Here is a 14,792-nt window from a genome sequence, read left to right on the forward strand (position 1 = left end):
CGAGCCGAGCGAAGCGAGACAACAGCGCGTAAGCGCTGGCCCGAAGGGCGAGGCCGCAGGCCGAGTCATCCTGTACGACCCACCATCTTAGAGCTTCATTCGAAACAAATTCCCTAGATGGGTCGTTAGCTCAGTCGGTAGCGCAGCTGACTTTTAATCAATAGGTCGCAGGTTCGAGCCGAGCGAAGCGGGATAACAGCGCGTAATTGCAAAGCTCACAATAAATTCCTTAAAAGAATACGAACTTATTTACTTGTAGGATAATTATGTTGCACTTACTATTCGAAACTATCATATTATTCTATAAGTAATATATTTATTACTGTAGAAAACCTCTGATAATTCATTTCAAATATAGTCTAATTTGAATAAATAACAATGAAATATTCTTACATCTCAAATGATTAACCATTACATGTAATTAATAGTAATAAATAACCCAAAATTTTGAAATTAAAAACATATCTATTACTTTAAAATTAAACGTCTAAATGACATTCATCATTATTTCATTTCTAGAAGTATACCAATGTATAGCTCATAATTAATCTGGCTGATTTTAATACTGACATTTAATATGCTCCAGAAAACATTCTTCCTACTAATCATTTAATACTGATATGACCATGAGATTATCTTATTATTTTTACGTCACTGATAAAGTTCAATATTTAACTACTCGGAGTAAATGCTAATTTAAATTTCACCGATAAGGTCACATGCTATATAAACAGTCAAATAACCGTAATAATAAGGAAACAATAAAATGGCACGAGTATATATAAACCCTAATCAGACTCTTGATATTTATAAGAATGGCAGTATATTAGTTCCTGCTCATCAACCTCATATAACTATAAAAAACGTTAGTTTAGCGCTAGTTAAAGTGAGTGGCTACTGGGCATCCTTAGTTGGAGATTATACTCTGTATAATTCTATAGAGATCTATCCTGGCAGAAGTGAAATACTTATACCGCCTCCTAATCTTATTTACTACTATAAAGTTACGGCTACTAATCTCGCCAGTTATTTAAACGCAGAAATTGAAGTGGAGGTTGGATCGAATAATAATCCTCTCTTTTAACCTGAGTCTTCTTTGGGGAAATATTCAAGGCGGGTCAACGCCAGTGATACACCCCTGATCAACACTACAGAGGCATTAATCAGGGCATTGTGTTGATATTTGTGGAATGCGCTAAGGCATACGGGAAAAAGTTCTGACATACGTTACGAATGGGCATAGAGGTGATCTCACTGAATTGGTTGTGCAATTGGTGGATCACAAACACTCTATGCCTGTCTCATTTTCTGGGGACTCCTCAGTATTCTCGATTTATTTTGCCAATTACAGGTTCTAAATAGACTGTTCCATTCTGAATTTGATAGCTTCGATTGGATCTGGCGGGTCGATGGGATAGTGTTCTGCTTCATAGGCTTCAATCAGCAGAACCATAACTTCCATATAATTGAATTCAGGTGTGCCGATTTCAGGTTGATTATCAAACAGAGAGGCAACAGTTTTTAATGCTTCTTGATAATCTTGTTTTGTTCTAATAGGTTTAATATTCATTGTTCATTCTAGCTCTACTTTGTCGATAACCGCATTAACCCGGCAGCTTCATCATATTACTGAAATCTTCCAGTGTCAGCACTCTCATTTACCTACACGTTTTCAGAATTGGTAACTTAAGTGTATCGATGATATCAATAAGAATAAAATAAAAATAATTTCCAGATGTTAAATATAAATTTGTAGGGTATGTTTTTGATTCAAAAATGTTGAACCACATTCTTTTTCTGGGCTAGACTTTGATTAGTGTGAATTGCAAGTGAGACTATTTTTACAATAATTTAATATATTGATTATAAAATAACATTGTTAATTTAAGGAGAAAGTGCATGAGTCACAAGAATGATTTTAAGGCTTTTTCTATTAGTAATAATGCGAATATAATTAGTCAAGAAATATATGAAGAAAGTAAGGGTTTACTGACTGGGTTTCCACCAAATACTATTTCTATCGATTTATTAAATAAAGTTCTTCGCCAGTCATCAATTATATCATCTGTGGTAGCTGATTTTATCGCTACACAATCTAGCGATAATATTCTAGATGATGGCGATATAATTAAACTCACCGCTCAATTAAACAGAGCGTTAGAACAAAAAATCACAGCAGAAGTTCCAAATGCCTCATTAACACAGAAAGGTATTGTTCAGCTTACAGATGTAGTGGGCAATAGTGATACATTGGTTGTCACTCAAAAGCTAGCCCAGGAAATAATAGATTCATTGCGTGAAAATATTAATGACAGAGTGCCCAATAGCCGAAAGGTGAATGGGAAAACATTGTCTACTGACATTAGTTTAGAGGCTGAGGATATAGGTGCATATACCAAGGCAGAAGTTAATAATCTAATCAATGCAGTTAATAATATTCCTGTGGGAGCTCCTATTCCCTGGCCTACAGTTATACCGCCAGCGGGGTGGCTGCAATGTAATGGAGCAGAGTTCGATAAAACAGCTTACCCACAATTAGCGGCGGCGTATCCTACAGGGAAATTACCTGACCTGCGTGGAGAATTTATTCGTGGTTGGGATGATAGTCGAGGTGTTGATAGTGGTCGTATTATTTTAAGCGCACAGACTGACAACACAAAAAGAATACAACTTTCTCAAGGAAACGAGAGAAGAAAATACCTCTCTAATTATCAAGGACCTGTAGATGGATACCAATATCCGCTCGGTAGGGATGTTACAGGCGACGCAACTGTTACATCAATTGCTAACAATACAGGCGGTTATGAAACCCGTCCCCGCAATGTTGCATTTAATTACATAGTGAGGGCTGCGTAATAGCTGAACAGAAATACTCTTTGAAAGCCAGCAATATAAGAAGCCGTTTTGCTTGAATGGAAAAAATATCGGGTATTACTGAGCAGAACAGATATTTTACAAGCTTTCGATATTGAATGGCTGGATAAACTGAGGTAGTAACAAAGCCGGTTAGCCCGGCTTTATTTTTTTATTCTGAAAACTAAATCTGTTAGTGGGGAGCTATTTCTTTTCTGGCTAACTCAGCTAGAAAAGCAGAGCGGTTTTTGTAGTGTCCGTTTTTCTCAATGTAGCGATCTATAGCAGTTAATAGATTGCCAGGCATAGTTAAATTGAACTTTATGGCCTTTGACTCATATTTTGCTGGGTCTAACTCGATGAGGGCAATAACCCCTCCATCTTCAGACAAGCGAGAATCACCGATATAATCAGATGAGTCTTTTGGGGTAGGGACATAGCCGCCGTGTTCGGTTAAAACTTCCATGTGCTGCGCGAATGCTTTTTTAGCATCCCGAATAGCATTTTCTAAAGTATTGCCGGCAAAGAAACAGCTTTCAACATCGGGGAAGTAACCGTCAAACCCATCTTCTGTTTTAAATATAAAGAGTGGATAAATCATAGTATTACCTCTTAATTTGATCATGAACTTTGCAGAGAAAGGGTGGCATAACTGTGCCCGTTATCATAGTAATTTCAACCCTGAAATATTTTGTGCCTGCCGGATCACGCCTTTTGATGAGTCTTTTCTTGGGTGCGGTATTGTGATTGTTTTTGCAACACCGGGTTTAGTTAGGGTGATGTGGCTACCGTCTTGTCTGGCCTTAACCCATCCGTCAGCTATTAGGAGTTTTATTAGTTTAAATCCTCCGTTTGGTTAATGTATGAGTATAATACCTACACATTAATTCCGTTATCAATATATTTATAGGTGTTATGCCTACCTTTTATAGGTGTGAAATATGATAAATGTAACAATCAGAGGCTGAAAGGGTGGTAACGAGCATTTACTTACACTAATTGAAGATTCAAATATCATTGATAATTGGTTATCAGAAATATATATACCCTATGGATTTCAAGATGCATCGCGGCGGCAAGGGAGCGAATCCCCGGGAGCATAGATAACTATGTGACCGGGGTGAGAGAGTGCAGCCAACAAAGAAGCAACTTGAAAGATGACGGGTATAAAAAGGAGGAAAGGTGTGGTTAGTAAATAACGTTGGTTAATCCGGCTGTATCTTTTTAGATTCTGAGGTGTACTGGCTAGGGAAACCTGTTAGGATTACGATAGGTTAAGACCCACACATAAATTTATTAGAGCAATTCGCAAAAGAGGCACTCAGAATTAGATGCCTGTTGCCATTTCAAAAAAGTTCAACTTTTCGGTTTAATACCCCGTTTCCGTAGTTTCTTACGCTAATTGCTTACGAAGTTTTTCTATGAAATGACAGGAATAAGAGAAAAATAATTTCCAGATATTAAATATAAATTGTCTGTATGTTTTAGATTCTAAAATGTTGAACTACTTATTGCTGCCAATGATACAAAAACGGTTAACCTTATAAGTAATAAGAACACAGTATTATATTTTTCCTGAACTAGACTTTTATTAGCCTGAATTACAGAGGATTATTTTTACAATAATTTAAGATGTTGATTATAAAATAACATGATTTAATTTAAGGAAAGTATATGAGTCAAAAGAATGATTTTAAGGCTTTTTCTATTAGTAATAATGCAAATGTAATTAGTCAAGAAAAATATGAGCAAAGCCAGGGGTTGCAGACAGGGTTTTCTCCAGATAATGTTCCCACTCACTTATTAAATAAGGTGTTGCGTCAGTCATCAACCATATCATCTGTTGTCGCTGATTTTATCGTGACACAATCTGGCAATGATGTTCTGGATGATGGTGATATAGTCAAACTTACCGCTCAACTAAATAAAGCGTTAGAACAAAAGTTTACAACAGAAATTCCTGGTGCTTCATTAATACAAAAAGGTGTTGTTCAACTGACTGATCAGGTCGGTAATAGTGATACATTGGCAGTGACGCAAAAATTGGTTCAGGAAATAGTAAACTCACTGTATGAAAATATTAATAGCAGAGTGTCTAATAGTCGAAAAGTGAATGGTAAAGTGTTAGATGAGGATATTAATTTGAATGCGGCGGATGTGGGAGCGTATTCGAGAGAAGAAATAGATAAGCAAAATAAAGAAGCTAATAATATTCCTGTTGGTGTTCCAATTCCTTGGCCATTACCTTATCCACCTATCGGCTATCTCAATTGTAACGGCTCTGCTTTTAATAAATTACAGTACCCAAAGTTAGCAGAAGCTTATCCTGACGGTAGATTACCTGATTTAAGGGGCGAGTTTATTCGTGGTTGGGATGATAGTCGAGGTGTTGATAGTGGGCGTGGAATTGTGTCTTGGCAAGAAGGGTCTTATTTAGTACAAGAAATTAATAATCCTCCTAATTGTGTTGTTAACTTCTCGTTAAATAATAGAGCAGAGCTAAATTGGGATGTTCCAGCTGGGAATGTTAAAGTAAATGGACGAGGAATAGGTGGAGCTGGAAATTGGATTACAGATACAAATTTTTTTGGTGTCACCCGTCCCCGTAATATAGCATTTAATTACGTAGTGAGAGCAGCATGCGGCATAATGGCTGAACAAAAAAATTCTTTAGAACCTGAAGTGGCAGTATTAGGTAAAGATGGGTTAGCAGAAAAACCCGGCTGGTTGACAATTTATCATGTAGCACCATATTCCCGCGAGTTTATTTTTGCTCGCCCGGAATATTTAATGGAAGGCATAGGGCTACCAGCTAGTTCCTATATTGATGCGCCAGAACTTCCAGATTCTGATGACAAAGTGGTTTGTCGTAGTGAAGATGGTAAGTATTGGGAAATTGTCCCCGATTACCGGGGGAAAACAGCTTACAACACGCAAACTTGTTTGCCGATTGGGATAACAGAAATCGGTGAGTTATCAGATTCGCTAACATTCAGGAAACCTGCTACTCATTTTGATAAGTGGACCGGAAAAGAGTGGGTCGTTGATGAAGTTGCAGTAAAAGCCAATCAGATTGAACAGGCAGAACAACAACGAGATACATTGCGTCGACATGCAAATGAAGTAGTTACATTACTGCAACATACCGTTGATGTTGAAATGGCAACAGAAGCAGAGAAAATAGCATTAATGGCTTGGAAAAAGTATTTTGTATTATTGAGCCGTGTCGATATTCTGCAAGCTCCTGATATTAAGTGGCCGGAGCAGCCAAGTCATTGAAGCCGGGGCACCGGCTTTATTTTTTTATCCTGAAAACAGAGTAAGGGTAATGTACCGTATCTGTGCTATGAAATTGCAGAATAGTATCAATATCTTTAGCATGGCAAGATGTACTGGCAACAAATGCGTATATCTGCGTATCATAGAGGCATTTTCCCAACTCTCCCATTTCTTGTGTAATGCCGAAAGTGATTCTGGATTGTATCAACCAGCTTGCCCACATATACCGTAGAGCGTGGAAACAAAAATCTTCAATACCAGATATTTGTGTTCAGATACTAGAAGATTCAGTTTGGAACCGGCAGAAAAAATAGTTACAGGAAGACATGGAGAATAAATCCAGTTATTTTAGTAACAGATAAGAACTATCCAGATATGCTATTGTCTAATTGATGAACCATATGAGTTTCATTTGATTGGTAGAAATGAAACTTTGTTATTAATATTCAAGTAGAGGCACGCACTATGATATGGATTTATCAACAATACAGTGGTGAAATTTATCACGATACAAAGCTTATTGGCTACGGTTGGAGTAGTCAGGGTATATATAAGAATAATCCTGCATCAGAAGGTTGTATAATTCTTAATAGAGATATACGACGTGAGATATTGCTCTCGCACGATACGGATTTGGTTGTCGAATGAAAAGACTAATATTGATATTAACTGCGATGCTTTTTACTGCTAACGCTGTAGCGGGAACAAGATCTGATGGTTGTGCAGATATTAACGGTTGGAATGTTCAACAGGTAATACAGAAAGCTGAACAAAAAGGTATTATTAAATCTGATAATGTTGATATCTCAAAGAGTTCTAGCATTCTGTTAAATGAACTTCCTTTGAAATACAATGGTAGGATAATTACGTTAAATGATGGAGTGGAAGGGGAAAAACTCTCTACTGAGGTGATAAAGGTTTCTTTGTTTGATAAATCAAGAAATTCGGCAGTAAATATTATTGCTGTCACCCTAGTATCAAACATCGAATGTTCGTTAACAGATCCTAGTGTTATAGTCATTCCATAAATCCATTCTATCAAGCAACGGAATAGATAAGGAAATAAAAGTCGGTTAGTCCGGCTTTATTTTTATCCTGAAAACAGAAAAAGGGTAATGTGCCGTATTTGTGTGGTGAAATTTCAGAATAACATCGATATTCGTGCATGGGGTTTCAATATGTACTAGCGACAAATGTACATATCTACACACCATCGAAATATTTTCTTAATCTCTATTTCTTATAAATCGGAAAGCGATTTCAAAATGTTGAACGACTTATTGCGGCTAATGATACAAAAACGATTAACCTTATAAGTAATAAGAACACAGTATTATATTTTTCTTGAACTAGACTTTGATTTGCATGAATTGCAGGAGACTATTTCTACAATAATTCAAGATGTTGATTATAAAGTCACATTATTTAATTTAAGGAAAATATATGAGTTCTAAAAATGATTTTAAGGCTTTTTCTATTAGTAGTAATGCCAATGTCATTAGTCAAGAAAAGTATGAACAAAACCAGGTTTTGCAGACAGGATTTTCTCCGGATAGTGTTCCCACGCACTTATTAAATAAGGTGTTACGTCAGTCATCAACCATATCATCTGTTGTCGCTGATTTTATCGCGACACAATCTGGCAATGATGTTCTGGATGATGGGAATGTAGCCAAACTTACCGCTCAATTAAATAAAGCGATAGAACAAAAAATTACAACAGACATTCCCAATGCTTCATTAACACAAAAAGGTGTTGTTCAGCTGACAAATGTGATTGGCAATAGTGATACATTGGCGGCGACACAAAAGCTTGTTCAGGACGTAATAAATTCATTACGTGAAGAGATTAATATACCTGTCGGTTCTCCTATTCCCTGGCCGTTAATTTATCCGCCTTTTGGTTATTTTGTTTGTAATGGTTCACCTTTTAATAAATTACAGTATCCGAAGTTGGCGGAGGCTTATCCTAGCGGTAGATTGCCTGATTTAAGAGGAGAGTTTATCCGCGGATGGGATGATAATCGAGGTGTTGATGGTGGTCGTGGGCTTTTGTCTTGGCAGGGAGATGCAATCAGAAATATTACAGGGTCAACTCAAGCTATACATGCTCAGATGGGAGGTGCTCCTCAGACGCCTGTTGTGAGTGGGGTCATGGCATCGTCGCGATATGCTACGGCAGATACACGTTCAGCAAATGGCGGCGCTAGTACTGATCTTACCTATTTTGATATTGATGCATCAAGACAAGTCCCAACCGCTAACGAAAATAGGCCCCGCAACATAGCATTTAGTTACATTGTAAGGGCTGCATAATTTTAGTGGATGGTACAGCTTAAAGTAAGAATAAAGCCGGCTAGTCTGGCTTTATTATTTTTATATCCAAATGACCTTAATCAGAAATACAAAAAGCGCCACCATTTCCAGCGGATATTGACACTAGCGATGCTGGTTTATGCACTAATTCATTATTACTACATAATAAAAGTAAATTGTTTGGTTATTTTAAGTGAATCTAAGAAATCACTAGATTTACCTGAATTAAAATGCGATATATGGCTTACTGAAATAACTCCCAATTTCATTACGTTTCCTCACGTGATATATTTTGAATATCTTTTAACACCAATATCAAAAATCAATTTAGCTATAAAAATTAAAATCAATGTGACCAGGGTTTGAATAAAAAACCATTTCATACTCATTATTCCACTTGCTACCGAAGCTGGAACGCCAGTTATAAATAGACACGGGAGTATGAACATTAAAATAAAGCGGACTACACCATGAAAAGATTGTTCAGGTCTCACCAATACTTTAAAACAAGGATTTGAGTTTTTAATACTAACTAATGAAGTTGTCCAAAATATTGTTGTTCTTATGATCCATGTAATGGAAGTAAGTATTAAGACTCCTTCTAATGCCATTATAAAGTGTAAAAAAATCAATAAAATATTAGTGCCAAGGTAAATATGTACAGTAAAAAATAATATTAAAGATAGGAATGACAACAAAAAATGCTCAAATGCAATATTTGTAGCGACATATAAAAATTGAGTATTTATAGGTAACGTTAAATGAGGTTCTAACTTTAATGACTTGACTTTTTTAACTAGCAAGAGGCTTCCTTTACCAAATAAAAAAAGATAAAAATTATCGACTAAACACACCGTAGCAAAAAATATAATAACAAAATCATCAGATAAAATATAACCTGGAGATTGTGAATTTAAAATAGCATACCAAAAAAAAGCTTGTGCTATATAGTAACTAAAATTAACGAAAGCGGATAACCAAAAATTTAATGGGCTTTTTTTTGCTTCTGACAATCCACTTTTAAAACCAATAAATATGATCCTAAGCATTACCATTATATCCTTGATTGTATTTTAACATATAATTCCAAATAAAATTAAAAATTGTCATTAAACACACCATGACTAAAAATCCATTAAATATAAAATAAATAGATATTGAATTTGTCGCAATTTTAACTGGAATATAAGTAATGTATTGAAATGGAATATAATTAAATGTTGATTTTAAAGAATCACCAAACACATCTAATGGTATTAACGCACCTGAAAGGACCCATGACAAAGTATCCTTAATAATTATAAAAGAGTACGAGCCTCTAAATTTGAATGCCATACATGACAATATCATGGTTAAGTACAAGTTGATAAACAATCCTATACATAACGAAATAAATAGATATATAAAATTAGGAATGTCCTTTTGGTATATAATTATAAATAGAATTAATGGTGACATTATAAGTAATCTGGCTAATATTTGTCCCAAAGCATATTCTGAATAATATAATAGTATTGATTTTGGCATTATAATTAGTCTATCTATACTGCCATCTTCAATATGGAATGATAAATTTTCTGGAAATCCGCTAATACTTGTTAATTGAAATATAATAACAGACCATAATATATAAATTATTATCTCATCATGTGTATAGTTAACAAAACCATTTGATTTTGTCATGGTATCCCAAAAAGATAGTTCAACTGCATATAATGTTAAAATTATAAATAAGTAACCAAATATTATATTCTTTGCCCTAATGGTTTCAATAAAAGAAAATTTAATTATCACAGAAAAGTCCCTCTAGATATAGCGCATTATTTTCTTTCGAGTTATTTTTATTTAGATTTATTTTTGATATTTCACCATCCTTCAAGAAGATAATATCTTTGCAAACATCCGCAATATCTATCATATTATGTGAGGTGATTAGTATTTTACTTTCATTATTTTTGGCATAATCTTTTAATATATTGCGTAATAGAATTTGTGATTCTATATCTAATCCGATTGTTGGTTCATCCAATATCAGTAATTTTGGCCTATTAAGAAAGTGTATTAATAAGTTAGATTTCACAGATTGACCTAAAGAACACGTTTTTGCTGGTTTTTTTGCTATACTTCTAAGGTTCAACATTTCTATCATATTCTCAATACTATTCTTATCATAATTACGTTTATATATCTTAGAAAAAAGCTCAATATTTTCATAGAGAGATAACTCCTCCCAAAGCATTGATTTATTGCCAAAAACGATACCAAGATTAGATAAAAGATTAAGAGGTCTGCCACTTGAATTAATACCAAAAACGGTAATGCTTCCAGAGTTTGGAGTTAAAATACCGGAAATCAGTTTTATTAAAGTTGTTTTCCCTGTGCCATTTTTCCCTAATAATCCTATAATCTTACTATCGTCAAATATTTCAATATTTATATTTTCAAATAAAACCACTTCGATTTCATTTAATGAAAATATATTTTTAAAAATATTTTTTTTAATTTCTCTACTTTTATAACTAAAGCATAAATCAGTAATTTTTATCATTTCAATTCACTATTTTGTAAGTAATATGTCATTATTATTCATGATATATTCTTTTGCTTTACTATTTACACCATGAACAATAAATTTTTCTTTATCTATATTAATTATTCCTTTCGCATAATCTTGAACCAAAAATAACTTATCTAATACTTCACTAGTTTCTAAATGCCAACTTAAAATATAGCGACTGTAACTTAATTTATATTAAAATTAATATTTGCTGTCAAATTAGAAAACAAGTTTGTTAACAAAAATGCTGAACCACATCACAGAGCGGATTATTTATTAGAGGCTATACTTACTCTTTGATGTAAAAGGTTAAAATCACCGGCCTCAAGATAAAGATAGTTTGTCTTTTACAGTCAAATTACTATGTGGATATTTATACCCAAAAGGGCATAATATTTAAGTTCTGAGCCATTATCAGTGTATCATTTTCTCTGTTCTCTGTTCTCTGTTCTCTGTTCTCTGTTCTCTGTTCTCTGTTCTCTGTTCTCTGTTCTCTGTTCTCTGTCGCAGACAAAAGATTTCGCGATAAATTACTATAAATTGGTTATTTTGTTTAGTATATTAAACAAAACTAGGCGGATTTTCGGACTAAAAACCAAAATTTTTGCTTTTTAAAACCATATACTAAACAGAGAGTCAGCATAATGAACCAGTATATTGATTTTAATTCAACTATTTATCCATTCCCACCCAAACCAGCTTTTCTCAGTAAGGATGAAAAAAAACATTGCCGTGAAAAAATTAAACGCCTTCTGAAACAGCAGGATGCTGTTATGGTTGCACATTATTACACCGATCCTGAGATCCAGGCTTTAGCGGAAGAGACAGGAGGGTGTGTTGCCGATTCATTGGAAATGGCGCGTTTTGGCAATAAGCATCCCGCCTCTACTTTATTAGTTGCCGGTGTGCGATTTATGGGAGAAACCGCCAAAATTCTCAACCCTGAGAAGCGCGTTTTAATGCCAACGTTGGAAGCTGAGTGTTCGCTAGATCTTGGTTGCCCTGAAAAAGAGTTCACCCAGTTTTGTGATGACAATCCTGATCGTACCGTCGTGGTTTATGCAAATACATCAGCAGCCGTTAAAGCACGAGCGGATTGGGTTGTGACTTCAAGTATTGCTGTTGAATTGATCGATTATCTGGATAGTCAGGGTAAGAAGATAATTTGGGCGCCCGATCGCCACTTGGGCAATTATGTCCGTAAACAAACAGGCGCCGATATTCTTTGTTGGCAGGGGGCTTGTATTGTTCATGATGAATTTAAAACTCAGGCTTTGATAAGGATAAAAGGTCTGCATCCCGATGCTGCGGTATTGGTTCATCCTGAATCACCACAAGCTGTTGTTGATCTGGCTGATGCTGTTGGTTCGACCAGTCAATTAATCAAAGCAGCGCAATCTTTGCCGCATCAGAAACTAATTGTGGCAACAGATAAAGGTATCTTTTATAAAATGCAGCAGGCATGCCCTGAGAAGCAGTTATTTGAAGCGCCTACGGCTGGAGAAGGGGCGAGTTGCCGTAGTTGTGCTCATTGCCCGTGGATGGCAATGAATGGCTTACAAGCCATCGTTCAGGGTCTGGAACGGGGAGGGGAGCAGCATGAAATATGGGTTGAAAAAGAGTTGCGGGAAAAGGCATTGATTCCTTTAAATAGGATGCTTGATTTTGCAACTCAGTTAAAATAGAAAATTGAATAATGAGCGTAATATTTTATTGTAGATAATAATAGGATATAACAGATGGATTTTTTCAGTATTAACAACATATTAGTCAATATACCTCTGGGAAAGGGAGGATATGATTTATCGTGGATTGAGGCAGTAGGTACGATTGCGGGTTTGTTATGTATTTGGTTTGCCAGTCAAGAGAAGATAATTAATTATTTGTTTGGACTCATTAATGTCACATTATTTGCTGTGATTTTCTTTCAAATTCAACTTTATGCCAGTTTATTGCTGCAATTATTCTTCTTTGCGGCAAATATTTATGGTTGGTATGCCTGGAGCAGGGTGAATGATCAGCAGCAGATTGAACTTAAAATACGTTGGTTAAGTTTGAATAAGGCGGTAATAATTAGTCTGATTTCTGTGCTATTGATTGCCATTATGACTTTTAATATTGATCGGGTCTTTGGCTATCTGACCCAGATTGCCGTTATGGTTATGCAAAAATTTGGCTTTAATGTTCAGATGCCGATGTTGGAGCCGGATGCATTCCCATTCTGGGATTCGACAATGACGGTGCTATCTATTGTGGCAATGATTCTGATGACCCGCAAATATGTTGAAAACTGGCTGGTGTGGATAGTTATCAATGTGATAAGCGTTGTTATCTATTTCCATCAAGGTGTGCTGGCAATGTCGTTGCAGTATGTGATTCTCTTGGGCATTGCATTTAATGGCTCCCGTTTGTGGATTCAGGCGGCTAAGAAAAACCATTCTTTACCATTATCTCATATGAAATAGTTTCTTAACTATGCCAGAGAATTGTTTTGTCGATTTCTGGCATATTTTTAGGTATTTACTTTGATAATTCTCATTTCTAAAGATATTTCAACCATAAGAATAGAGTTAACCACATTTGACAATATCTTGCTATGTCTTGAGTTAAGCATTGATTTATTTATTCTCTACAAAGAATATTTACAGTTTGGCTTCTAACAGTTAGATTAAAATCACATGATTGCTTTAGTTAAATATACAAAGATGTTAGATGAGAGAGGGCTATGAATTATCAGAATGATGATATAAGAATTAAAGAGATAAAAGAACTATTACCTCCTGTGGCACTACTTGAGAAATTTCCAGCAACTGAAAAGGCTGCATTTACAGTACGTAAGGCGCGCAAAACGATTCATCAAATTCTGACGGGTGAAGATGATCGTCTGTTGGTTGTGATTGGGCCATGTTCTATTCATGATCCTAAAGCAGCAATGGAATATGCCGGACGGCTGAATGAATTGCGTGAGGAGCTGAAAGAGGATCTGGAAGTTGTCATGCGAGTTTATTTTGAAAAACCGCGTACAACTATTGGCTGGAAAGGGTTAATCAATGACCCTCATATGAATAATAGTTTTGATATTAATGATGGTTTGCGTTTAGCTCGTCAGTTGTTACGGGATATTAATGACATGGGGCTACCGGCTGCGGGTGAATATCTGGATATGATTTCTCCACAGTATTTAGCCGATTTGATGAGTTGGGGGGCAATTGGCGCTCGTACAACGGAATCTCAGGTCCATCGTGAGTTGGCCTCTGGTCTTTCCTGTCCGGTTGGTTTTAAAAATGGCACTGATGGTACGATAAAAGTTGCCATTGATGCGATTAATGCAGCAAGTTCCCCCCACAGTTTTCTTTCTGTAACTAAGTGGGGACATTCTGCGATTGTAAATACCAGTGGAAACAACGATTGTCATATTATCCTGCGTGGTGGTAAAGAGCCGAATTATAGTTCTGAACATGTTGCTGTTGTGAAGCAAAACCTGGAAAAAGCAGGTTTGCCGGCAAGGATTATGATTGATTTCAGTCATGCCAATAGTTCTAAACAATTTAAAAAGCAAATGGATGTGTGTTCAGATGTGAGTCGGCAGCTTATCGCCGGGGAGAAAGCGATTATTGGCGTCATGGTAGAAAGTCACTTGGAAGAGGGAAATCAAAATCCAGATAGCGGTCTGCCATTGGTATATGGCAAAAGTATTACTGATGCTTGCATTGGTTGGGCTGACACTGAAATTTTGTTACGTCAATTGTCGTCGGCAATAAAAGCGCGTCGTGGCTGATAACATTTT

At 35.8% G+C, this 14,792-nt stretch carries 14 protein-coding genes, 1 other RNA gene and 2 pseudogenes; 11 read left to right on the forward strand and 6 right to left on the reverse strand.

All coding sequences use genetic code 11. The features are described from left to right. A non-coding RNA gene (locus BA1DRAFT_RS22140) (RtT sRNA) lies at positions 1-85 on the forward strand; the annotation flags it as partial. Positions 86-766: 681 nt separating this feature from the next. Continuing rightward, the gene (locus tag BA1DRAFT_RS15005; protein WP_036780657.1) at positions 767-1,084 is read left to right on the forward strand and encodes a hypothetical protein; all 318 of its coding nucleotides are present in this window, start codon (positions 767-769) and stop codon (positions 1,082-1,084) included. Between the two features lie 238 nt (positions 1,085-1,322). Here the strand turns inward: BA1DRAFT_RS15005 and BA1DRAFT_RS23225 are convergent. Beyond that, positions 1,323-1,570, reverse strand: a pseudogene (locus BA1DRAFT_RS23225) (helix-turn-helix domain-containing protein); the annotation flags it as partial. 329 nt (positions 1,571-1,899) lie between these two features. Here BA1DRAFT_RS23225 and BA1DRAFT_RS15015 point away from each other — a divergent pair. Then, complete coding sequence (locus BA1DRAFT_RS15015) at positions 1,900-2,856, forward strand: phage tail protein (protein WP_036780658.1); 957 nt, start codon at positions 1,900-1,902, stop codon at positions 2,854-2,856. Positions 2,857-2,904: 48 nt separating this feature from the next. Beyond that, positions 2,905-2,994 carry a tail fiber assembly protein gene (locus BA1DRAFT_RS22145; RefSeq protein ID WP_072164810.1) on the forward strand — a complete coding sequence of 30 codons (90 nt, stop codon included), beginning with the start codon at positions 2,905-2,907 and terminating at the stop codon, positions 2,992-2,994. Positions 2,995-3,046: 52 nt separating this feature from the next. Here the strand turns inward: BA1DRAFT_RS22145 and BA1DRAFT_RS15020 are convergent, their stop codons facing one another. Then, positions 3,047-3,454, reverse strand: coding sequence for a type II toxin-antitoxin system HicB family antitoxin (locus tag BA1DRAFT_RS15020; RefSeq protein WP_036780659.1), 408 nt, complete (start codon positions 3,452-3,454; stop codon positions 3,047-3,049). 63 nt (positions 3,455-3,517) lie between these two features. Next, positions 3,518-3,688 carry a type II toxin-antitoxin system HicA family toxin gene (locus BA1DRAFT_RS22150; protein ID WP_072164812.1) on the reverse strand — a complete coding sequence of 57 codons (171 nt, stop codon included), beginning with the start codon at positions 3,686-3,688 and terminating at the stop codon, positions 3,518-3,520. An 839-nt stretch (positions 3,689-4,527) separates the two neighbouring features. Between BA1DRAFT_RS22150 and BA1DRAFT_RS22660 the strand changes: the two are divergent. From BA1DRAFT_RS22660 to BA1DRAFT_RS15040, 4 genes and pseudogenes are all read left to right on the forward strand, one after another. After that, positions 4,528-5,260, forward strand: a pseudogene (locus tag BA1DRAFT_RS22660) (tail fiber protein); the annotation flags it as partial. A 2-nt stretch (positions 5,261-5,262) separates the two neighbouring features. Further along, positions 5,263-6,132, forward strand: coding sequence for a tail fiber assembly protein (locus tag BA1DRAFT_RS24685; protein ID WP_420865151.1), 870 nt, complete (start codon positions 5,263-5,265; stop codon positions 6,130-6,132). 644 nt (positions 6,133-6,776) lie between these two features. After that, a complete protein-coding gene (locus tag BA1DRAFT_RS15035) occupies positions 6,777-7,160 on the forward strand; it encodes a hypothetical protein (protein WP_036780661.1) in 384 nt (127 codons plus the stop codon). Between the two features lie 415 nt (positions 7,161-7,575). Continuing rightward, positions 7,576-8,448: a phage tail protein gene (locus tag BA1DRAFT_RS15040; RefSeq protein ID WP_036780662.1), complete on the forward strand. Its 873-nt coding sequence runs from the start codon at positions 7,576-7,578 to the stop codon at positions 8,446-8,448. Between the two features lie 278 nt (positions 8,449-8,726). On the opposite strand, the gene BA1DRAFT_RS15045 is transcribed toward BA1DRAFT_RS15040, so the two are convergent. The 3 genes from BA1DRAFT_RS15045 to BA1DRAFT_RS15055 are packed head-to-tail and all read right to left on the reverse strand — an operon-like array spanning position 8,727 to position 10,996. Further along, on the reverse strand, positions 8,727-9,497 hold the full coding sequence (locus BA1DRAFT_RS15045) for an ABC-2 family transporter protein (RefSeq protein ID WP_036780663.1): 771 nt from the start codon (positions 9,495-9,497) through the stop codon (positions 8,727-8,729). Continuing rightward, on the reverse strand, positions 9,490-10,242 hold the full coding sequence (locus BA1DRAFT_RS15050; protein WP_036780664.1) for an ABC-2 family transporter protein: 753 nt from the start codon (positions 10,240-10,242) through the stop codon (positions 9,490-9,492). Before BA1DRAFT_RS15050 ends, BA1DRAFT_RS15045 begins: the two co-directional genes overlap by 8 nt. Continuing rightward, the gene (locus BA1DRAFT_RS15055) at positions 10,232-10,996 is read right to left on the reverse strand and encodes an ATP-binding cassette domain-containing protein (RefSeq protein WP_036780671.1); all 765 of its coding nucleotides are present in this window, start codon (positions 10,994-10,996) and stop codon (positions 10,232-10,234) included. The genes BA1DRAFT_RS15050 and BA1DRAFT_RS15055 overlap by 11 nt, the downstream gene beginning before the upstream one ends. A gap of 653 nt (positions 10,997-11,649) precedes the next feature. Here BA1DRAFT_RS15055 and nadA point away from each other — a divergent pair. The 3 genes from nadA (at position 11,650) to aroG (ending at position 14,783) form a co-directional block, all read left to right on the forward strand. Then, complete coding sequence (nadA, locus tag BA1DRAFT_RS15060) at positions 11,650-12,690, forward strand: quinolinate synthase NadA (RefSeq protein WP_036780673.1); 1,041 nt, start codon at positions 11,650-11,652, stop codon at positions 12,688-12,690. Positions 12,691-12,744: 54 nt separating this feature from the next. Further along, entirely contained in the window at positions 12,745-13,470 is a 726-nt protein-coding gene (pnuC, locus tag BA1DRAFT_RS15065) for a nicotinamide riboside transporter PnuC (RefSeq protein ID WP_036780675.1), read from the forward strand. A gap of 260 nt (positions 13,471-13,730) precedes the next feature. Then, positions 13,731-14,783 carry a 3-deoxy-7-phosphoheptulonate synthase AroG gene (gene aroG, locus BA1DRAFT_RS15070; protein WP_036780677.1) on the forward strand — a complete coding sequence of 351 codons (1,053 nt, stop codon included), beginning with the start codon at positions 13,731-13,733 and terminating at the stop codon, positions 14,781-14,783. Positions 14,784-14,792 lie beyond the last annotated feature (9 nt).

The organism is Photorhabdus aegyptia, assembly GCF_000612035.1.
GTDB lineage: Bacteria > Pseudomonadota > Gammaproteobacteria > Enterobacterales > Enterobacteriaceae > Photorhabdus > Photorhabdus akhurstii.